This window comes from Streptomyces sp. NPDC054770 (assembly GCF_053611985.1).
Window position 1 is genome coordinate 21884 of record NZ_JBSHBL010000041.1, and the last position, 20085, is coordinate 41968.

At 68.9% G+C, this 20085-nt stretch carries 17 protein-coding genes; 7 read left to right on the forward strand and 10 right to left on the reverse strand.

The window, feature by feature from the left end:
• Positions 1-60 precede the first annotated feature (60 nt).
• The 3 genes from ACWGKQ_RS30480 to ACWGKQ_RS30490 form a co-directional block, all read right to left on the reverse strand.
• Positions 61-885 (reverse strand): anti-sigma factor family protein, encoded by an 825-nt coding sequence (locus ACWGKQ_RS30480; RefSeq protein ID WP_453295216.1) that lies wholly within the window; start codon positions 883-885, stop codon positions 61-63.
• A complete protein-coding gene (locus tag ACWGKQ_RS30485) occupies positions 885-1406 on the reverse strand; it encodes a sigma-70 family RNA polymerase sigma factor (protein ID WP_010039908.1) in 522 nt (173 codons plus the stop codon). Before ACWGKQ_RS30485 ends, ACWGKQ_RS30480 begins: the two co-directional genes overlap by 1 nt.
• A gap of 385 nt (positions 1407-1791) precedes the next feature.
• Positions 1792-2388: a CGNR zinc finger domain-containing protein gene (locus ACWGKQ_RS30490; protein ID WP_453295217.1), complete on the reverse strand. Its 597-nt coding sequence runs from the start codon at positions 2386-2388 to the stop codon at positions 1792-1794.
• A 345-nt stretch (positions 2389-2733) separates the two neighbouring features.
• On the opposite strand from ACWGKQ_RS30490, the gene ACWGKQ_RS30495 reads away from it, so the two are divergent.
• Positions 2734-3273 (forward strand): peptidoglycan-binding domain-containing protein, encoded by a 540-nt coding sequence (locus tag ACWGKQ_RS30495; protein ID WP_453295218.1) that lies wholly within the window; start codon positions 2734-2736, stop codon positions 3271-3273.
• Here ACWGKQ_RS30495 and ACWGKQ_RS30500 read toward each other — a convergent pair.
• The gene (locus ACWGKQ_RS30500; RefSeq protein ID WP_453295219.1) at positions 3224-3772 is read right to left on the reverse strand and encodes a helix-turn-helix domain-containing protein; all 549 of its coding nucleotides are present in this window, start codon (positions 3770-3772) and stop codon (positions 3224-3226) included. The genes ACWGKQ_RS30495 and ACWGKQ_RS30500 overlap by 50 nt on opposite strands.
• A 606-nt stretch (positions 3773-4378) precedes the next feature.
• Here ACWGKQ_RS30500 and ACWGKQ_RS30505 point away from each other — a divergent pair.
• The 5 genes from ACWGKQ_RS30505 (at position 4379) to ACWGKQ_RS30525 (ending at position 9923) form a co-directional block, all read left to right on the forward strand.
• Entirely contained in the window at positions 4379-5263 is an 885-nt protein-coding gene (locus ACWGKQ_RS30505; protein WP_453295220.1) for a hypothetical protein, read from the forward strand.
• Positions 5264-5422: 159 nt separating this feature from the next.
• On the forward strand, positions 5423-6790 hold the full coding sequence (locus ACWGKQ_RS30510) for a nitrate/nitrite transporter (protein WP_453295221.1): 1368 nt from the start codon (positions 5423-5425) through the stop codon (positions 6788-6790).
• A gap of 88 nt (positions 6791-6878) precedes the next feature.
• Positions 6879-8042 (forward strand): uroporphyrinogen-III synthase, encoded by a 1164-nt coding sequence (locus ACWGKQ_RS30515; RefSeq protein ID WP_453295222.1) that lies wholly within the window; start codon positions 6879-6881, stop codon positions 8040-8042.
• Between the two features lie 206 nt (positions 8043-8248).
• Positions 8249-8938, forward strand: coding sequence for a HEAT repeat domain-containing protein (locus ACWGKQ_RS30520; protein WP_453295223.1), 690 nt, complete (start codon positions 8249-8251; stop codon positions 8936-8938).
• On the forward strand, positions 8925-9923 hold the full coding sequence (locus tag ACWGKQ_RS30525) for a MerR family transcriptional regulator (protein WP_453295224.1): 999 nt from the start codon (positions 8925-8927) through the stop codon (positions 9921-9923). The genes ACWGKQ_RS30520 and ACWGKQ_RS30525 overlap by 14 nt, the downstream gene beginning before the upstream one ends.
• A gap of 482 nt (positions 9924-10405) precedes the next feature.
• Here ACWGKQ_RS30525 and ACWGKQ_RS30530 read toward each other — a convergent pair whose 3' ends face one another.
• From ACWGKQ_RS30530 to ACWGKQ_RS30555, 6 genes are read right to left on the reverse strand one after another with little or no spacing between them, the layout of a single operon-like run.
• Positions 10406-10999, reverse strand: coding sequence for a hypothetical protein (locus ACWGKQ_RS30530; protein ID WP_453295225.1), 594 nt, complete (start codon positions 10997-10999; stop codon positions 10406-10408).
• A gap of 3 nt (positions 11000-11002) precedes the next feature.
• On the reverse strand, positions 11003-11605 hold the full coding sequence (locus ACWGKQ_RS30535) for a hypothetical protein (RefSeq protein ID WP_453295226.1): 603 nt from the start codon (positions 11603-11605) through the stop codon (positions 11003-11005).
• A gap of 19 nt (positions 11606-11624) precedes the next feature.
• Complete coding sequence (locus tag ACWGKQ_RS30540) at positions 11625-13061, reverse strand: putative T7SS-secreted protein (RefSeq protein WP_453295227.1); 1437 nt, start codon at positions 13059-13061, stop codon at positions 11625-11627.
• 5 nt (positions 13062-13066) lie between these two features.
• Complete coding sequence (locus ACWGKQ_RS30545) at positions 13067-13381, reverse strand: hypothetical protein (RefSeq protein ID WP_453295228.1); 315 nt, start codon at positions 13379-13381, stop codon at positions 13067-13069.
• A gap of 40 nt (positions 13382-13421) precedes the next feature.
• On the reverse strand, positions 13422-14459 hold the full coding sequence (locus ACWGKQ_RS30550) for a hypothetical protein (protein ID WP_453295229.1): 1038 nt from the start codon (positions 14457-14459) through the stop codon (positions 13422-13424).
• Positions 14447-15109, reverse strand: a complete 663-nt coding sequence (locus tag ACWGKQ_RS30555) for a hypothetical protein (RefSeq protein WP_453295230.1) — start codon at positions 15107-15109, stop codon at positions 14447-14449. Before ACWGKQ_RS30555 ends, ACWGKQ_RS30550 begins: the two co-directional genes overlap by 13 nt.
• A 380-nt stretch (positions 15110-15489) precedes the next feature.
• On the opposite strand from ACWGKQ_RS30555, the gene ACWGKQ_RS30560 reads away from it, so the two are divergent.
• Positions 15490-20082 carry an RHS repeat-associated core domain-containing protein gene (locus ACWGKQ_RS30560; RefSeq protein ID WP_453295231.1) on the forward strand — a complete coding sequence of 1531 codons (4593 nt, stop codon included), beginning with the start codon at positions 15490-15492 and terminating at the stop codon, positions 20080-20082.
• Positions 20083-20085: the final 3 nt, after the last annotated feature.

The following is a 20085-nucleotide window of genomic DNA, read 5'->3' on the forward strand; positions in this document are numbered from 1 at the left end:
CGGGCCCCCTTCTGACGTGCTGGGCAGCCGTCAACCGTACGCGAAGGGGGCCCGCCGAAGCTACGCGCTGACCGAGACGAGCTTCTTCCCGTCGAAGGTCATGACTTCGAAGTGGTCGATCTGGTTGGGAGTGAAGGCGGCCCCGCCGTTGACGTAGAGAGGCTCCTTGGCCTTCTCCGTCTTGGCGTCCGCGATGCCGTAACCCCAGGTCGGGACGGACCACGAGGACACCGTCTCGCGCTCGCCGTTCTTGCCCACGGCGATCAGCGAGCACTTCTGCGGGCCGGTGACGTTCTTGAGCTGGAGGACCGCGTGGGTGCCCCAGTCCTTCTTCTCCAGGGCGACGGTCGCCGTGACGTGGCTCGTCGGGTCGGTGGCCGACTTCTTGTCGGTGATGGTCTGGAAGGCGGCCGCGGCCTGCGGGGCCGCCGTCGCCGTGTTCGACGTGTTGTCCGAGCCGCCGCTCGTCGCGAGGACCGCCAGCGGGCCGCCGACGATCAGCGCGATCGAGGCCGCCAGCGCGAAGAGGTTGCGCCGACTGCGGACCTTCCGCTTCTCGGCGACCTCGACGACGAGCTTCTCCACCATCCGCGGACTGGGCTTGGCGGACAGCGACTCACCGATGGACGGTGTGGATCCGGTGCCCGGCAGGTCCGCCAGGGCGGCCAGCATGGGCTCGATTCCGGCCAGCTCGTCGAGCTGCTGGGCGCACCATTCGCACCCGGCCAGATGGGCCTCGAAAGCGGTTGCCTCGGCATCGTCGAGAATCCCAAGCGCATACGCGCCGACGGTCTCGTGCTCATTGGGCACCGGAGATTCCTGCATGGCACCAGACATACCCGACCCACCTGTGCCGAATCCGCCGTGCCCCCCGTACACACTCATCACGCCGTCACCCCCCGCTCCTCCAGAGCCAGCTTCATCGACCTGAGGGCATAGAACACCCGCGAACGCACGGTGCCGCTGGGTATACCCAGCGTTTCGGCAGCCTCGTTGACGGTACGCCCCTTGAAGTACGTCTCGACGAGCACCTCCCGGTGAGCCGGGGTCAGGTCGTCGAGCGCGTCAGACAGCGTCATCAGCCACAGCGCCTTGTCGATCTCGTCCTCCGCGGGGATGACCTCCAGCGGCGACGGATCGACCTCCTGCGGCCGGGCCTGCCGGCTGCGGTGACCGTCGATGACGATGCGGCGAGCGACCGTCACCAGCCAGGGGCGTACCGATCCGGTAGCTCGATTGAGCTGTCCGGCGTTCTTCCAGGCACGGATGAGTGTCTCTTGCACGACGTCCTCGGCGCGTTGCCGATCACCGGCGACCAGCCGAAGGACATACGCAAGGAGAGGTCCGGCGTGCTCTCGGTAGAGGGCACGCATCAGCTCCTCATCAGGCTCCGAGGGCTGGGACATGCGATGTCGGGCCCTCGATCCACGTTCATTGGCCACGGCCGCATCCTTGCGCACGCCCACCTCCGGTGTCCGGGGGTTCCCCCAGTCGGTCGCTCCCCCACCGGTACGGAAGTGACTCGCGGTGTGTTCAACAAGACCCCACATTTTTCCGCGAGGTGACATGACGAGCGGGACATGACCCCACATTCCCACCGCGTGATCTTTACATTTCCGACACAACGTCGAGGGCGGCCGGGCTGCCCCTACTCGCCCGTCACCAAACGGAGTGTTGTCGAAATCACTTTCGCGGAGCTTCGATGAAGATCCGGCAGAAGCCGCGAATGCGACGGAAGTTGGAGTGCGGAGTGACGGCGGTCACACGAGGGTCACACGCGTTCACGCGGGTTCAAGCGCGGGCGAGTGCGGCTCGGCGCCGGTGCCGGGCCACGCGTTCGCGGTTCCCGCAGACCTCGCTGGAGCACCAGCGGCGCCTGCGGCCCCGGGAGGTGTCCAGGTACACGAGGGGGCAGTTGTCGCCCTCGCACTCCCGGATCGCCGCCCGCGCGACCGGGTCGGTGAGCAACTCCACGGTGTCCCGGGCGACGGCGGCGAGCAGCGCGGCGCACTCCGGCGGTCCGGCCAACTCCCGCACGAGGAGTCCGTCTTCGCCGGGTACGGCACGTGGCGCCGGGGGTGCGGCGGCGCGCGCGAGGTCGTTGACGCGGACGAGTGCGAGGTCGTACGGCCGGATTCCCGGGGCGTTCCGGTTGCCCACCAACTGCCCTACGTGTCCCCGCAGTTCGCGGAAGCCGACGAGCCAGCCGGTGTCGGCGTGGGCCAGCGGGGTGCCCGGCGGGACGAGTCCGGATCCGGTGATCCAGGCCCGCAACGGTTCGAGTCCGTCGAGCCGTTCGCCGGGATGCGTGGTCGCGAGCAGATCGAGGCAGATCCGCCCGGCGTCGAAGCGCAGCTCGTACGGGGCCGCGGCCGTACCCAGTGCCATGTGCCTGTCACCGCCTAGGACAGGAGAACCGTTCTGTTCACAGTGCCCGGTGCGACGGGCGGCCGGAAGTCCTCGTACCGGTGTTCCGGTGTTCTGCCCTTCCGCCGTTCCGCTGTTCCGCTGTTCCGCCGTTCCGCTGTTTCGCCGTTCCGCGGGGTTCCCGTGCGACCCCGCGCCGGGCGGGGCCGCCGGAGCCCGGGGCGCGGGCCGTCCCCGTTCGGTCCGGATACCCCGGCAGGCCTCGCCGCCCCCGCTCCGGGCCGTGACCCTGTGTCCTGCGAACGCACAGCGAGCCGCCCCAGGGGGGGGACCCGCGAGGGACGGCGGTTCAGAAAGGACACGTTCATGAGCATGCGCACCCGGGTCGTCGCGATGGCGACGGCCGTACTGCTGGGCGCCGGTGGCCTGGCCCTGGCACCGGCCGCGACCGCCGCCGCGCCGTACCACGGCATCGACGGCGGCGGCTCGGTCCTCGACGACTGGCAGGACGAGGAGAACCTAGGGGTCGACGACTACGCCACGAGCAACGCGACGGCCCTGTGGGAGACCGTCCTGTGGGCCGACGGCGCCGTGTGGCAGGACGACGACGGCGACTCGCACACCTTCAAGAAGAGCCAGATCGACGGCTCGTTCGGGCCCGAGACCGAGTCGGCCACCCAGTGGTGGCAGGAGCACATCGCCGGCCTGGCGGACAACGACGGCGTGGTCGACGAACAGAGCTGGACGTTCGCCCAGCGCCGGCTCACCGGCCCGGCCTCGGGCGGCGTCGTGACCTACCTCGGCTCCGCGCACAACGCCACCCTCAAGCGGGTCAGCGGCAAGTACAAGGTGCGGATCAAGGGCACGGGTTCCTGGAAGATCGCGTACTACGAGCAACTGGGCTGAGCGCGACCCGGGGGCGGGCGGCCGTCCGGTCGTCCGCCCGGACGGGCGCTCGGCCGTCCGCCCTGCGGGGCAGCGCCCACAGCAGTCCGGCGGCCAGCAGCACGGCGAGGGCGGACGCGGCGAGGGCGGCGGCCCGCCACCGCCGCTGCCCTGTCGCGGACCCGGTCGACTCGGCTGTCTCAGCGGGCGCGGCGGGCTCGACCGCCGCCTCCGCCGCCGGCTCCGAGGCGCTCTGCGGCCAGACCTGTTCGGCCAGTTCCCACAGTGCCAGCAGCCGCGCCTGGTCCCCGCCGGCCAGTCGGCACAGCGCCTGCGCGGCCGCCCGCGGCGGCAGTCTGTCTCCGCTCAGATAGCGCTGCCAGGACGACTTGCTGTACGCGGTACGCCGGGCCAGTCCGGCGAGGCTGAGGCCGGTACGGCCCTTCAGGGACCGCAGTTGCTCGACCAGGTGCCGGGCCTCCCGCGGCAGCGTGGTCGGCAAGGGCTGCCAGCGTGTCATGTTCCGTCCCCGTCCCCCGTGTGCCGTGGTCCGGCATGAGCGTGCCGCCCACCCGCCGGGATCCGGCAGAGCGCACACCCGCGGAGCGGGGCACGGACCGTCGCACGTGCGCGGCCGCGCGGAACGCCCGGCGCGCCCGGGAAGGAACGGACCGAAGTGGCGGGCCGGGAGCCGCCCGCTACGGCCCGTTGCCGGGCGGCGCTCCCCAGAACGTCGTACGCCGGTCAGCCGGTCCGCTCGTCGCCGCTGGCGAAGAACCGCCGCACGTACTCCCCCGCCGGCAGCCCGCTCTCCCGCATGAGGGAGAAGACCTCGGCGCCCTCACCCGGCGTGCCGTCGATGCGGAACGTCGTCCAGGCCCATCGGGGAGACCCTCCGTTCAGCCCTCCGGCAGGTCTTCCGGACGGTTCTGGTCTGCTGCGGCGGACCGCGGCCCGTGTGCAGGTGCGAGGGGCAACGGTGGGAGCAGCGCTCGGCGGCGTCGGCGGCTGCGGGTCAAGCTCGGGTCAATCCGCCGGGCGGCCGTACCTCCCTGGCATGTCCCGTGGAAAACTTGCCCAGTTGCGGAAGTTAAACGAGTGGATCGGCCGACGGGGAGTGGATGCTGTGAGCGCGCGGCAAGTACGGAAGATGTTCCAGCTGATGGCCAGTGGCGAGCCCGTCGAGCTCACCAATGCCTGGGCCTCCGTGAAGAAGCTCGCCCGGCTTGCCTTCTTCGCCCAGCAGTTCGGGTACGAGTACGCCGACGCCCGCCACACCGGCTCCCGCAACAACGTCCTCAAGCTGCTGATCGTGCCCGACCACAGCCCGCAGGGGCGGGCGCGCGCCGCGCAGAACTGGGCGCAGTACCCGAACGCCGCCGACGGCGTCTCCCTGCCTCCTCTCGTCCCCGACGCCGTCGAACTCCTCAAGGCCCGCATCCAGTTCGACCTCACCGGCAAGAACGCCGAGAAGCGGATGCTGCTCGGGGCCGGTGGTCTCACCCTCGGGCTGGTGCTGGCCGCGGCGCGGGCCGGCGGGAGCGCCGGTGCCTTCCTCGTCTCCGGTGTCGTGTGGGTCGTCCTGATGGCGGTCCTGGGGCTCGGCTTCTTCGTCACGCGCGGGCGCAACGCCAAGTTCGCGCAGCGGCTCCAGGCCGCCGGGTTCGTGCCGGTGACGGACCAGAGCGGGCGGGTGCGGTACCTGCCACCGGGCGCGCCCATGCCGATGCCCGCGCCCACGCCCATGTCCACGCCCGCGCCGATGCCCGCTCCGGCCCAGCAGCCCTGGCCGCAGCAGCCCGGTCCCTACGGAGCCGGTTACGGATCCGGTTACGGCGCCGGTTACGGTCAGCAGCCGCCCGCGCCCTACGCCCCCGGCCCCTACGCCCCGCCCCAGCAGCCCGCCGGTCCGTACACCGCCCCTCAGCAGCCCGCCGGTCCCTACGCCCCGGGCCCCTACCAGCAGCAGCCCCACCAGCAGTCCCAGCAGCCGCCGTACCCCTCCCGCTGACCCGGGCCCGTCCCCCGACCTCTCACCCGCCCTTCCCCGGGGGTGAGAGCAACGTTCCTTTCCGGTCACCCACAGCCACAGCGCGGAAACGACGCCTCCCTACCTTCGTGGCCTAGTCACTCGTAGCAGACCGAGCACGCGGAGCACCGTGGAGGCGTCATGACAGCCCCAGCCCCTACCTCACGTAGTCGCTGGATCAAGGAGTGGGATCCGGAGGACGAGGCGTTCTGGAACGCGACCGGCGAGAAGGTCGCCCGGCGGAACCTGGTCTTCTCGGTCCTCTCCGAGCACATCGGGTTCTCGATCTGGACCATGTGGTCCGTGCTGGTGCTGTTCATGGGCCCGGAGTACGGGCTCACTCCCGCCGACAAGTTCCTGCTGACCTCGATGGTCACGCTGGTCGGCGCGGTCGTCCGGGTGCCGTACACCTTCGCCGTCGCGATCTTCGGCGGCCGGAACTGGACGATCATCAGCGCCGGGCTGCTGCTCATCCCGACCGTCGCGACGTTCGCCGTGATGAAGCCGGGGACGTCCTTCGACACCTTCCTGCTGGTGGGGCTGCTGGCCGGTATCGGCGGCGGGAACTTCGCCAGCAGCATGACCAACATCAACGCCTTCTTCCCGATGAAGAAGAAGGGGTGGGCGCTCGGGCTCAACGCGGGCGGCGGCAACATCGGCGTGCCCGTCATCCAGCTGGTCGCCCTCGCGATCATCGGGGCGAGCGGCGGGCCGCGGGTGCTGCTCGGCATCTACATCCCGCTGATCGTCGTCGCCGCCGTCCTCGCCGCGCTCTTCATGGACAACCTCGCCACCGTGAAGAACGACACCGGCGCCGCGATCGACGCCGCGAAGGACGCCCACACCTGGATCATGTCCTTCCTCTACGTCGGGACGTTCGGGTCGTTCATCGGGTACGCCTTCGCCTTCGGGCAGGTGCTCCAGGTCCAGTTCGGCCGTACGCCGCTCCAGGCCGCCTACCTCACCTTCATCGGCCCGCTGCTCGGCTCCCTCATCCGGCCCGTCGGCGGCTGGCTCGCCGACCGGTACGGCGGGGCGCGGATCACCCTCTGGAACTACGTGGGCATGGCCGCCGCCACCGCCCTCCTCGTCGTCGCCAGCATGCAGAAGTCGCTCCCCCTCTTCGTCACCGTCTTCGTCGTGCTGTTCGCGCTCAGCGGGCTGGGCAACGGCTCGACGTACAAGATGATCCCCGGCATCTTCCAGGCCAAGGCCCTCGCCAAGGGGCTCACCGGTGACGAGGCCGCGGCCTACGGGCGGCGGCTGTCCGGGGCCTCCATGGGGCTCATCGGTGCGGTCGGCGCACTCGGCGGCGTCGGCATCAACCTTGCCTTCCGGCAGTCGTACCTCTCCTACGGCAGCGGCACCGGGGCCTTCGTCGCCTTCCTGGTCTTCTACGGCCTGTGCTTCGCCGTCACCTGGGCCGTATACCTTCGCCGGCCGGCCGTGCGGGAGCAGGCCACGGCCGCCACCGAGGCAAAGGCGCAGCTCAGCTACGCCAAGGTGTGACGTAACACCGGTGACATCAACCCGAACCGAGCCTGTCACGCACCGTTGACAGGCTCGTTCGGCATGCGGGTCAGCTAGGAGAGCAGCCATGGACGAGGAACAGCAGCAGCGACCGGAGCCCGGTAGGCACGGCCCTCTCGCGGGGTTCACCGTGGGGGTCACGGCCGCGCGCCGCGCCGACGAGCTCGGGGCCCTGCTCCAGCGGCGCGGTGCCGCCGTGCTGCACGCCCCCGCCCTGCGCATCGTGCCGCTCGCCGACGACGGCGAGCTGCTCTCCGCCACCAAGGAGATCATCGACCAGGCGCCGGACGTGGTCGTCGCGACCACCGCGATCGGCTTCCGGGGCTGGATCGAGGCCGCCGACGGATGGGGCTTCGGCGAGCAGCTGCTCGGGCGGCTGCGGGGCGTGGAGCTGCTGGCCCGTGGGCCCAAGGTGAAGGGGGCCATCCGGGCCGCCGGGCTGACCGAGGAGTGGTCGCCGTCCTCCGAGTCCATGGCCGAGGTCCTCGACCGGCTCCTGGAGGAGGGCGTCGACGGCCGCCGGATCGCCGTACAGCTGCACGGGGAGCCGCTGCCGGGGTTCGTGGAGTCGCTGCGGGTGGCGGGCGCGGAGGTGCTGCCGGTGCCGGTGTACCGGTGGATGCCGCCGGAGGACCTCGGGCCGGTGGACCGGCTCCTGGACGCCGTCGTCTCCCGCTCGGTCGACGCGATCACCTTCACCAGCGCGCCCGCCGCGGCCTCGCTGATCTCCCGCGCCGAGCACCGCGGGCTGCTCGCCGACCTGCTCGCCGCCCTCGGTCACGACGTCGTCCCCGCCTGCGTCGGACCGGTGACGGCCCTGCCGCTCCAGGCCCTCGGCGTCGACACGGTCCAGCCGGAACGCTTCCGGCTCGGCCCCCTCGTACAGCTGCTCTGCCAGGAACTCCCGTCCCGGGCGCGGGCGTTGCCCATCGCCGGGCACCGCGTCGAGATCCGGGGGCACGCGGTCCTCGTCGACGGCGCGCTGAAGCCGGTACCGCCGGCCGGGATGTCCCTGCTGCGTGCGCTCTCCCGCCGCCCGGGCTGGGTGGTCGCCCGCGCCGAACTCCTCCGCGCCCTGCCGGGCGCCGGCCGCGACGAACACGCGGTGGAGACGGCGATGGCCCGCCTGCGTACGGCCCTGGGCGCACCGAAGCTGATCCAGACCGTGGTCAAGCGGGGGTACCGGCTGGCGCTGGACCCGGCGGCGGACACGAAGTACGCGGACGCGTGAGAAACCGGCCGGGTCGACCGACCTGGCCGGACCCGCCGACCTGTCTCTCGACTCTCTCGACCTCGGCGACCGGTAGCTTCCCCCGGAGCCGGACCAGCTGGAGTACACCGGGGGCCTCCTCTCGGTGACTCGTGATCGGGCAGCCGTCCCCGTTTGACCTTGACACGGTGACAAGGTCTTCACTGCTTCCCGAGGAGGTGGTCCCGATGACCATGACGGGGCAGGACAGGGATGCGGCACGAGCGCTCCAGGGGCTGGAGGACACGCGTTCGTCCGTGCGGCTGCGGGCGGCTCTGGCGGTCGGGACAGCACCTGACCCGTGCTTCGTCGACAAGCTCGTCGAGCGATGCGCGATCGAGCCCGAGTTCTTCGTCCGGGACATGCTGACCTGGGCGCTCACCCGCCACCCGATGTCCCTGACGCTCCCCGAGCTGCTCCGCGAAGTCCGTTCGGAGTGTGCGCAGGCACGCAGCCAGGCGCTGCACACGCTGTCCAAGATCGGGGACCGGCAGGCATGGCCGGCGATCACCCGGGCACTGTTGTCCGACGCCGACGACGAGGTGGCGAGGAGCGCCTGGCGGGCCGCGGTCGTGCTCGTGCCGGGCGGCGAGGAGTCCGCCTTGGCCGCGGTGCTGGCAACGCAACTCGGGCGCGGAGAGCGGGAGACACAGCTGAGTCTGAGCCAGGCGCTGGTCGCGCTGGGCGAAGTGATCGTGCCGGCGCTGCGTGCCGCGACGACGGTCTCCGACCCGCGTGTACGTGCGCACGCGCTCGCCACACAAAGGCTGCTGCGCGACCCGGACGCCGGGTTCGAGTCGGCGATCGAGGAGGCCAAGCGCGTCGTGGCCCTCACCGGGGCCCCCAAGACAGACGATGAGAACTGTGCTGATCGGTGAGGTGTCGAGACGGTCCGGGGTCAGTGCCCGCATGCTCCGGCACTACGAATTTCTCGGCCTGTTGCGGCCCTCGGGGCGTACGGGATCCGGTTATCGGGAGTACTCCGCGGACGACGTCCGGAGGATCTTCCACGTCGAGAGCCTGCGGTCGCTGGGCCTGTCGCTGCGTGAGATCGGGCGCGCGCTGGACGATCCCGGTTTCACGCCCTCGGCGCTCGTCGGCGACCTCATCCGTCAGACGCGCGACCGCATCGCGGCCGAGACCGAGCTGCTCACGCAGCTCGGCCGGATCCATGCCGCGGACCCCGTCGGCTGGGAGGACGTGCTCCAGATCGTCGCCCTCCTCCAGGCACTGGGGTCGAAGAGCGCCGACGTGCGTCAGCGCGCGGTCCTCTCCTCCGGCGACGAGGTGCCGGTGGAGGCTCTGGTCGAGGCGGCGCTCAGCGAGACGGAGCCGAACGTCGCAGGGGCCCTGCGATGGGCGCTCGCGCGATCGGACAACGGCGCCCAGGCGCTGCTGGCGGAGGGCCTCGGCTCACCCGTGGCCGCGGTGCGGGAACGTGCCGTTCAAGCCCTCGTCGAGATGCCTGGCGATGAAGCTGTCGCCCAGCTGCGGGATGCCCTTGCGAACCCCGACGCCGTGGTCCGCGGGTATGCGGCTCTGGCGCTCGGTACACGTGGTGTGGCCGACGCGGTCCCGGCGCTCATCGACATGGTCGTGGAGGGAAGGAACGACACCGACGCAGCCGATGCACTGGGCGTGCTGGCGTGCGACACCGCAACGGCGGATCAGCTCGCGACCAGGCTCGTCGACCGCCTTGCCGACAGCGCCACCAAGGCACCTGCACGCGGGCGGCTGACCCAGGCACTGGCGGACATTCCGGGGACGACGGCATCACGTGCCCTCGTGGCACTGTCACATGACGAGGACCGCGCGGTTGCGCTGACTGCCGCATACCTTCTTCAACTCCGCGACGCACGGTGACGAATCCCTCCTCGGCCACCCCGCACGAGGCTGGTTCCGGCCGTGACGCCGTGAACTGCCCACTCGACGAGGGACCGCTCCCGCCGTCCTGGAGGGCAGCGGCCGACGCACGCCTGCTCCTGCCGGTTGGCCCGGGCTCAGCCTTGCTGAAGGTGCTCGCTGTACTCGTCTTCGGCGTCTATCTCCTGGTCGGGTCGATCGTCGTGTCCCAGGTGGGATGGATCCTTCCCCCGGGTGTCACCACCCTGGTGGCTGTCTTCGCCATCGGATTCAGTTGGATGCCGCCGGCCGTGACCCCGTGGGAAGAGCTGGGATTGGGAGGCGTTGTCGGAGACCGCTTCACTCACATCGTCCCTTGAACTCCCGCAACCCGAACTGACGGGTTCGCCGGTACGCCGAAGGCGTCGGCGCCTCTTGGCAAGTCGCCTGAAGGGCTGTGCACCACACCGCTCAACGGCCACGCCTCCGTGCCTCCGCGACGGTCACTTCCAGTGCAGCGACTTGGTGACCGCCTCGAACAGATCGACCATGGCGTCGGCGAACATGTCCAGGGGCGTCGAGAAGGTGAGCAGAAGAACGGCTTCGGTACCGGGGACGCCGACGGCGTAGTCGACCACGGTCACGGGTAGTTGGTCACCGGAGGAGTCATCGGCATCCGGGACCGTACGGGTGCGTCGCATGGTCGCCGGGCCGACGAAGGGGAGTTCGACGGTGGCGATCTGCTGAGAACGGCCTCGGGCGTCCAGACGGAAATCCTGCTCTGGAGGGACGACGGTGACCAGGAGCGAGGAGGACAGAGGTACCGGCCCGATGGAAGTCGTAGAGATGTAGAGCTCGACACCACCATTCTCGTAACCCTCTTCGGCACGAGCGAGAAGCGCTTTGCTGAATTCTCGCTTGAGCAGTACGGCGTCGTCCCGACCGTCAAATACCCGTTCGGTCAGTGCTCTGATCGGTCCTTTCCAGCCGTCGGGCTCGAGCGGAATCCGGAACCAGCCGTCCGGAACGACGAGGCCGTAGTCGGCAGGCGGGACGAGTTCGCCATCGGTGAGTCCGCGGGCGACGGCGTCTGGCATTCCTCAGCCTTCCTTGACCTCGGCGAGCTCCAGCGACTCGGCCAGCGTCTGGGCCAGCTCCAGCAATGCTTCACCGAAGACGAGATTCGTCCACGACATGCGGAATACAATGATGTTGTCGGCCTGCGGCGGAATCACCGCGTAAGTAACCGTCTCCATCATCGTCTTCTTCTTGAAGAGCGAGCCGGTCACGACCGAGAGAAGCTCCTGGACACGTACACCGTGACCGGCCGGTAGATTCACCTCGGTCACGCTGCGCCGCTCAGGAGACGTGGGCAGAACATCGCCCAGGAGGTCGGGGAGTCGGTCCACGGAGCGGTACCCGTCCCCGTCGTAGTCATGAACCTCGTAGACGGCGGTCAGCGCTTTGGCCGCGTCGATCACGTAGGCATAGGCGAAGGTGGGGTCGCCCAGGTCAGCCGTCTCCGCCACACGTGCCAGCACCGCGGCCAGTTCGCGAATCTCGCTCCGCGGAGCATCTGCGCCCAGGTATTGCCGGGCGGCCTGCTTGGCCCAGTCCCCGAACTCCGCACTCTCTCCCACGGGAAGTCTGATACTGCCCTCGGGCTCGGAGATCAGGCACTGCCACATCACGTCGTCACTCACTGGGAATTCCTCCTGGCCGTCACGAACCCACCGTCCAAGCGGTCTTCCACTTGTTGTACGGATTATCCCATTCCGTGAGGCCGTGGAGCTTGTCATTCCCGTCGATGACGGTCGCCGCGGCGGTGTAACCGAGCCACCTCTGGCCTGCGGATCGCACATAGTCGGTGAACTTCACACCGCCCATGCTTTCGAACTTGCCGAGGATCGGGACCTCTTTGAGTGCCTTGCTGGACTCGACCCACTCCGGATTACCGAAGGGCCGGGCCCCCCGCCAAGCATCCCTTCCGAAGAGCTTCCCCACGTCTTTGAAGTCCTTGAGGCCCTTCACGGCGTCCACTGTGTCACGGTAGATCACCTGGGGATTCAGGACGTGCTGGAACTCCCGCAGTTTCCCGAAGGCCCCGGGCAAATCCCCAGCGAGTCTCTGCGACGCCTCCTGGGCGGCCTGATTGGCGATCTTGGTGGACTTGCCCTTCAACGTGTTGGCGGCCTTCGCCGATCTACCGGCCAGTGAGTTGGCGGCGAGGAAGTCGGCGCGGGCCGAGCGGCTCGCCGTCTGCACGCCCCGCACGCCCGCCGCAGCCGCCTTGCCGGCGCTCAGCGCGGCGCGCCCCAGCCCGAGCGTGAGCAGGGCCACGCCGTCCAGGACCAGGTCGGCGATGCTCGCGTCTCCTGAGAAGACGAGCACCAAGTGACAGGCAAGGGACACCACCGTTGCGAGCAGAGCGATCGCGTCCAGTACACCCGCCAGCGCCCAGCCGATCACTGGGATCCAGCCCACCAACAGGGAAGCAAGGGCGCAGGCTGTCGCCACCCAGCCCGCGATGTCCGCGATGCTCTTGAGCGCTCCCTTGATGTTCTCCCAGGTGGAGTCTTTCAGTTTGTCGTGGTCGATGAGCGCCTCAAGGGCCCGGGCCGCCTTCTCCCCGGCCCGGTTGCGGGCGTTCTTGGCGGCGTGCACCCGCTGGATGGCGTCCTTGACCCGACCGTCGGCCTCGTCTCGCTTCGAGGTCAGGTCGTGCTTCTTCTGCTCGTAGTCGCCCGCGGACTTGTCCAGGGCGTCGAGCGACTTGTCGAGACGGTCTCGCTCCTCGCAGTCGCGCTCGGCGTCGTTACGGGCCTTGTCCGCCGCCTGCTGGGAGGACGCCAGGACCGAGGCGTACTTCTCATCCGGCAGGTCCGTCTGCTCGCCCAGGAGATCGGCAGCCGTCTCGAAGCGGTCCAGGACCTTCTTCAGCCGTCCAACGGTCCCCTCGGCCGTCTTGCGGAACTCGTCAGCTGCGTCGCTCTGCCAGCCGTCCACTCCACAGAGGGCTTCGATGTTGCCCGTCTGTCTTCTGATGGCATCGGCCACCGAGCGGAATCGCCGGCCCAGCTTCGCCACGGCCTCGGGGTCCCCGGACACCGGATCGGAGTCCAGCTCGACCGGTGACCAGTCCTTCGGTCGGGACATCATCACCCTTAACTCTTGGGCTTCTTCTCCTGCTTGCGGACCGCGTTGGCGAGATCGGTGTCTATCTGCTCGTAGGCCTGTGCCGCTGCCTTCGTGATGGCCGCGAGCTTGGTCAACTCCCCTTCGAGCTTTCCCCGCTTGTAGTCCCAGTTGTCAGCGAAGTCGTTGAGCCGGTCCGTGAGCTCCTCATGGCCGACGACCTCTCGGCTCCAGCCGTACTTGTCCTTGTCATCGAGCCCCTGCAGTTCCTCGACGATCTTCTGGATGCCCGTGGAAACGCTCTTGAGGATGTCGAGATCGTCGATCCTGGTCCTGTCACCCACGGCGCCTCCTACGGCCGGAAAGCTCCGGCCGACTCATCGCTCACCTGTTGACGGACTGGATCTCCTGCACGGTGACATCCTGAGTGGCCCCGAAGGTCCCGTCATCCAGGGGTCCGCCCGTTCCTCCCGTGCCCGTCCAGCTGATCTTCCAGGTGATCGTGGCCTTGAGCGGGTACGAGCCCGTGCCCGAGGACCGCAGGTACTTCACCCCACAGGGTGGCGTCTCGCCGGCCTTCCCCTGGGCGTAGGCCTCACCGATACTGCCGTTCTTGAACTCGCAGACGCCCGAGGCGGGATACGTCACCGCATCCGAGGTCCCAGGATCGATCTTGAGGGAGTACGGGGTGGCGGTGGTCGTGGCACTGATACCCAGCACGGGAACGGACGCAGTGACGGAGACCGGCTTGAACTCGGCACCATCCAGCCAGGCCCAGGTGGGAAGGTTGACCTTCGTCTCGTTCGCCGGGGCCAGGGTCACCTTCGTACCGGGGACACGGATCTCGTTGTAGGCAAGCTGCGAAAGGATCTCCGGAGTGACCGCCTGAGGTATGTCCGCCGGTGGGGCGTCACCCGTGTCCACCCAGAAGATGGGCTTCGTGCAGTCGAGCGCACCGGGGTCTCCCTCACGGCCCTTCGTGACGTACGAATCCCACCAGTAGCCCTTGCCGGCCTTGTCCTTGTTGAAGTCCTTGTACGGCTTCCCGTTGACGTAGCGGTCGCGCTGCTGCGCATCCCACTCGTAGCCCGTCGAGTCGACCGCCCAGATCGGTGTCAGGTAGGCCTCAAGCGCATCAGGTGAGTACTTGGGCGCGTAGTAGCAGGCCGGCGGGGTCCAGGTGGTGGTCGGCGTCACCGCGCCGGTCGATGCCCCGGAACCGTTCTTGGAGAGGTCGTAGACGACGCCTGCCGCCGCCGAGATATCGCCCTTTCCATCGCTTTTGCCGGAAGCATTCGTTTTGGGGTCGCTGTTCGTGCTGCCCCCGGGCCCATAGCCCGCGAATGCCTGGGCCGGACAGGCCAACAGAGCCACTGCGGCAAGTACGACAATTGCCGAGTTCCGGAACTTCATGGCTGGCATACGGAGCTCCCCCGCTGCGACGTCAGCTTCTCAGTGATCCAGACACCCTGCTTGTTGAGTTGAAGCAGGCTGCTGTAAAGGACGTAGTCGCCCTTCGAGGCCTTGGTGACCTCTGTCTTCCCAGTCTTCAAGCTCTTGTTGTAAGCCTTGGTCTGGTCCTCGCAGTAGACAAGACCCGCGGTCCCGTCGTCGTTGATCTGAACCTTGGCATCGAAGTAGCGCTTGGCTCCGGTGACTCGGTCCTTGTAGTCGACAAACCCCTGAATGAACTTCTGGCTACCGGCAGCCGCCAAGCCCTCGGAGTAGAAGCGGTAGGCCTTGTCGAGCGGAGCCTGCTTGGCGATCGCCATGTCCACGGCCTTGATGAACTGCTCGGTGTCGCCGAGGACAGCATCCTTCTTCTCGTTGCCCGTCTTCGCCCATTCAAATGTGTACGTCAGATCCGACGGCAACGTGATCTTCGGACGACCGCCGGTCGCCGCCGAAGCCGAAGCACTCGGCGAAGCCGACGCCGAGCTCCCCGTATCCGCCCCCGCGATCTTGTCGTTCGACTTGGAGCCGCCTCCGCCACCTCCGCCGCAGCCGGCAAGCAGCAATGCGGCCGTCACACCGGCGGTGGCTGTCGTGAGCAGGCGGGAACGGCGGGTCACGGTGGGCTCCTGGTGGGGCGATTGGGGTCTGCGAAGCAGCGAATACGCTAGCGGGGTCCATCCGGAACGCACCAGAGCGATTTGCTGCGACCCCGCCGCACGAAACGTGCATGGCAGATCATAGCCGGGCAACTCAACACCCCCACCTCGGCTTTGGTGCCGTCCCGTGACATGTCCGCAACCCTCAGTTGGCCCCCGCAAAGGGCAATCTGTCAATGTCCCGACAAAACCTGCCTCAGTGCACCAACACACACCCTGAAGGCACTGGTAGCCCCCGGCGACCGATCACGGAGCAACCTTCACTTCGCATTGACGCAACCTGTAACTTCACGTGTGCATAGATTTGTTGATGGGGCGTACGCGACGGGGGTTGCGGGGACATGGCGGGCTACCGACCGGCGGACTGGCATCCACTCGACCTCGACAGGGACCCCACCCCCGGCGACCCGCAACGCGTCCGCACCCTCGCCACCCAGCTGCACGGCTTCGCCGACGACGTCTCGGACGCCCTGCGGCTGGTGAAGGGCATGGCCGGCGAGGACACCCTCCTGCAGTGGGCGGGCAAGTCGGCGGAGGTGTTCAAGGAGCAGTTCAAGGACGTTCCGAAGAACCTGAAGAAGCTGAAGAAGTCCTACGAGCTGTGCGGCGACGCCCTCGCGGACTACTGGCCGAAGCTGGAGCGCGCGCAGGCGCTGGCGGACAAGGCCCTCGCCAAGGCGAAGGAGGCCCAGTCGGACCTGTCCTCCGCCAAGTCCCGCCTGTCCTCGGCCGATTCCTGGGTGACGCGGGCGACGAAGGAAGCGGACAAGTACAAGGACGACCCCACCAGCAGTAAATCGAGCGCGGACAAGCCGGACGAGGGCAAGGTGCGGGCGGCCACCCGGGACGTGCAGAGCGCCAAGTCCGCGCACACCCAGGCCCAGTCGGACGTCACGACCGCGCAGAGTGCGCTGGACGCGGCGAAGAAGATGGCCGAGGACGCCCGGAAGATGCGTGACGACGCGGCGGGTGAGGCGAAGCGGAAGATCGACGAGGCGTCGGATGCCGGTATTCCGAACCGGCACTGGTGGCAGGACGTCGGTCACTGGTTCGAGGACAACTGGGACACCATCGTCACCGTCTGCAAGGTCGTCGTCGCGGTCGTCGGGATCATCGCGATGATCATCGGTGGGCCGATCCTCGGTGCGATCGTGCTGGTGGCGGCGCTCGTGGTGCTCGCGGACACGCTCTACAAATACTCCCAAGGGCAGGCGTCGCTGTGGGATGTCGCGTTCGCGGCGCTGGACTGCATACCCGGCGGCAAGGGCATCACCAGCCTCGGCAAACTCGCCAAGGGCGTGAAGGAGATGAAGTTCCTCAAGGGCGGCCTCAAGGCCATGGCGGAGAGCCTTGGCAAGAAGGGGCTGCGTAAGGAGGCTGACGATGTGCTCGCCAAGAGCAAGCCGGGCAAGGGGCGGTGCCTCAACGGCGACCCCATCGACATGGTCTCCGGCGAGATGTACATGGCCGAGACCGATGTCGAGCTACCCGGGCTGCTTCCGCTTCTCCTACGGCGCACCCATCTGTCCACGTACCGCGCGGGTCGTTCCTTCGGCTCGTCGTGGGCCTGCACGCTCGACGAGCGCCTGGAAGTGGACGACCGAGGCGCCGTCTTCGCCACCGAGGACGGCATGATCCTCGTCTATCCCGTGCCGGAACCCGGGGGTTCGGTAATGCCGGCGGAGGGGCCGCGGTGGCCGCTGGACTGGGACGGCACTCCCGGTGCCCCGGTACGGATCACCGACCCGCTCACCGACGTCACCCGTCATTTCGCCCCGCCGCAGCGGCCCGGGCCGATCGACGAGCCGTTCACCCTGCTGCTCACGGCGATGACGGACCGCAACGGATACCGGATCGACTTCGACCGTGATGCCGACGGCGCACCCGTGGCCGTACGCGACTCGGGCGGCCGGTACGTGTACGTGGACACCACCGACGGCGGACGCGTCACCGGTCTGCGCCTGCGCAATCCTGAGGACGGCCCTGGGGGGACTGTCCTGCGGAGCTTCGACTACAGCTCCGTCGGCGATCTGACCGGGATCCGCGATTCGGGCGAGCTGCCCATGAGCCTCGCCTACGACTCCGGCGGGCGCATCACGTCGTGGACCGACCGCAACGGCTACCGCTACCGCTTCGGCTACGACGGGCTGGACCGCTGCGTCCGGGGCGAGGGTGCCGACGGCAGCCTCGCCTGCGCTGTGGAGTACGACGACGAAGCGCGTGAGACGCGCTACACGGACGCGCTTGGCCAGACCACCACGTACCGCTACAACGAGCTCTACCAACTGGTCGCCGTGACCGACCCGCTCGGGCACACCGAGTTCTCCGAGTGGGACCGTTTCGGACGGCTGGTCGCACGCACCGACCAGCTGGGCCGCACCACTGGCCTCACTCTCGACGCGCACGGCCAGCCCACCCGGATGGACCGGCCGGACGGCTCCGTCATCGAGGTGGCGTACAGCGACGAAGGTCTGCCCGTCGCCGTCACGGAGGCCGACGGAGCGCGCTGGGAGTGCACGTACGACGACCGAGGCAACCTGCTCACCAGCACCGATCCGCTCGGTGCGATGAGCCGCTACACCTATGACGGGCGCGGGCACCGGACCACACGGACCGACGCGCTCGGCAACACCTTCCGTTTCGACACCGACGAGGCGGGGCTGCCGATCCGGGTCGTGGACCCACGCGGCAGCACCGTCGCCGTGCACCGGAACGCGTTCGGCCGCATCGTCCGGATCGATGACGCAGTCGGCGGGACTCTCCGCCAGGGATGGAGCCCGGAGGGCCGGCTGCTGTGGCGCGAGCACGCCAACGGCGGCCGGGAGACATGGTCGTACGACCCGCAGGGCAACCTCAGCGAGCACAGTGACCGCGGCGGGGCCACGACCGCCTTCGAGTACGGCGCGTTCGACCTTCCTCGCGCCAGGACCGATCCGGACGGTACCCGCTACCGCTTCACCCACGACGCCGAACTACGACTGATCGGCGTGACCAATCCGCTCGGCGACATCTGGACGTACCACTACGACGCGGCGGGCCGTCTCGTCGGCGAGACGGACTTCGACGGCCGGACGCTCACCTACGCCCACGATCCCACCGGCCGGCAGACCGAGCGGAGGAACGGCATCGGGCAGACGGTCCGGATGACCCGTGACACCGCCGGCCGCGTGGTGGAGACCCGCACGGACGGCGGCGCCGTCATCTCCCTGCGTTACGACCCGGCCGGCCGGCTGGTCGAGGCCGCGGGCCCGGAAAGCGTGGTCGCTTTCGGCTACGACGCGGTGGGCAGGGTGCTCACCGAAAGCGTCGACGGCCGCACAGTCACCAGCGCGTACGACCCGCAGGGCCGCAGGGTGCGGCGGACCACTCCGTCCGGCGCCACCTCACACTGGTCGTACGACTCCGTGGGCCTGCCCGTCTCACTCGTGACCGCGGCGGGCGAGCTCACCTTCACCCACGACGCGGCCGGCCGGGAAACCGCCCGCGGGCTGGCCGGCGCCGCCACGCTGACCCAATCCTGGGACGCCGGACACCGCTTGGTGGAGCAGATCATCCACTCGGGGACCGGTGCGGGCGGCCCCGGTGCCGGCACCGTGCTGCAGGCCCGCTCCTATGCCTACCGGGGCGACGGATACCTCACCTCGGTCGACGACAGGCTGGCCGGCGCCCGGAGGTTCGACCTGGACCGGGCCGGCCGCGTCACCCGGGTGTCGGCCGCGAACTGGACCGAGACCTACGCGTACGACGAACTCGGCAACCTGACGACCGCGAACCATCCCGGAACCGGGGGACAGGACGCGCAAGGCCCGGTCGGGCGCTCCGGCACGAAGGTCACGTCGGCGGGCCGCACCACGTACGAGCACGACGGTCAAGGACGCGTGGTCCGCATGATCCGGCGCACGCTGTCCGGGCTGCGGCGGATCTGGACCTACGCCTGGGACGCCGACGACCGGCTCGTCGAGGCCGCGACTCCCGACCGGGGCATTTGGCAGTACCGCTACGACGTCCTCGGCCGGCGTACCGCCAAGTGGCGGGTACACGAGGACGGTTCGGTCACCGACGAGACCGCCTTCACCTGGGACGGAGCCAACCTCGCGGAGCAGCAGGCGCTCCGGGACGGTGTGGTGGAGACCGACACGTGGGACTGGGATCCGGGTACCCACCGGGCGGCGGCCCAGACGCGGGGGCGACGCAGCGCCCTCGACGCGGACGAGGTCACCAGGCGGTTCTACGCGATCGTCACCGACTCGGTGGGGACGCCCAGCGAACTCGTCGGCGAGGACGGCACGATCGCCTGGCGGGCCGCCACCAGCCTGTGGGGACAACCCCTGGCCGGCGCCGACGGCGGCCTGTGCCCGCTGGCCTTCCCAGGCCAGTACCGCGACCCCGAAACCGGCCTGCACTACAACCTGGCCCGCTACTACGACCCGGACACCGCGCAGTTCCTCTCGCCCGACCCGCTCGGACTGGTCCCCGCTCCGAACCACCACGCCTATGTGGACAACCCGCTGCGCTGGTCCGACCCGCTGGGACTGGAGGACGAGAGCACCGAGCCCGCCCGCGTATACGACGACTCGACGTACAGCAAGCACGGTTCGGGCAGCAGTTCATCGGCCAAGGGGGAGGTCAGCCGCGCGCCTTCCAACGGTCAGGCAGCCCTGGACCGGTCCATCGCCCTGGGCGACCCGAACAACCCGGACAAGTTCCGGCGAATCGGTGTGGACCACGTCAATAACGAGATCGTGGTCCTTGACCGGCACGAAAAGATCCTGGACAAGGACGGAAACGTCGTCAAGGAGGTCTACCACGGCCACGTCCGAGCCTCCTACCCGTCGGGGGGCATCACCCAGGGCGATCTGACAAAGCTGAAGAGGGCGGGAATGATTGACAACATCAAAAAGCAGCGTGTGCTCCCGCCCAAGTGCGACGCATGACGG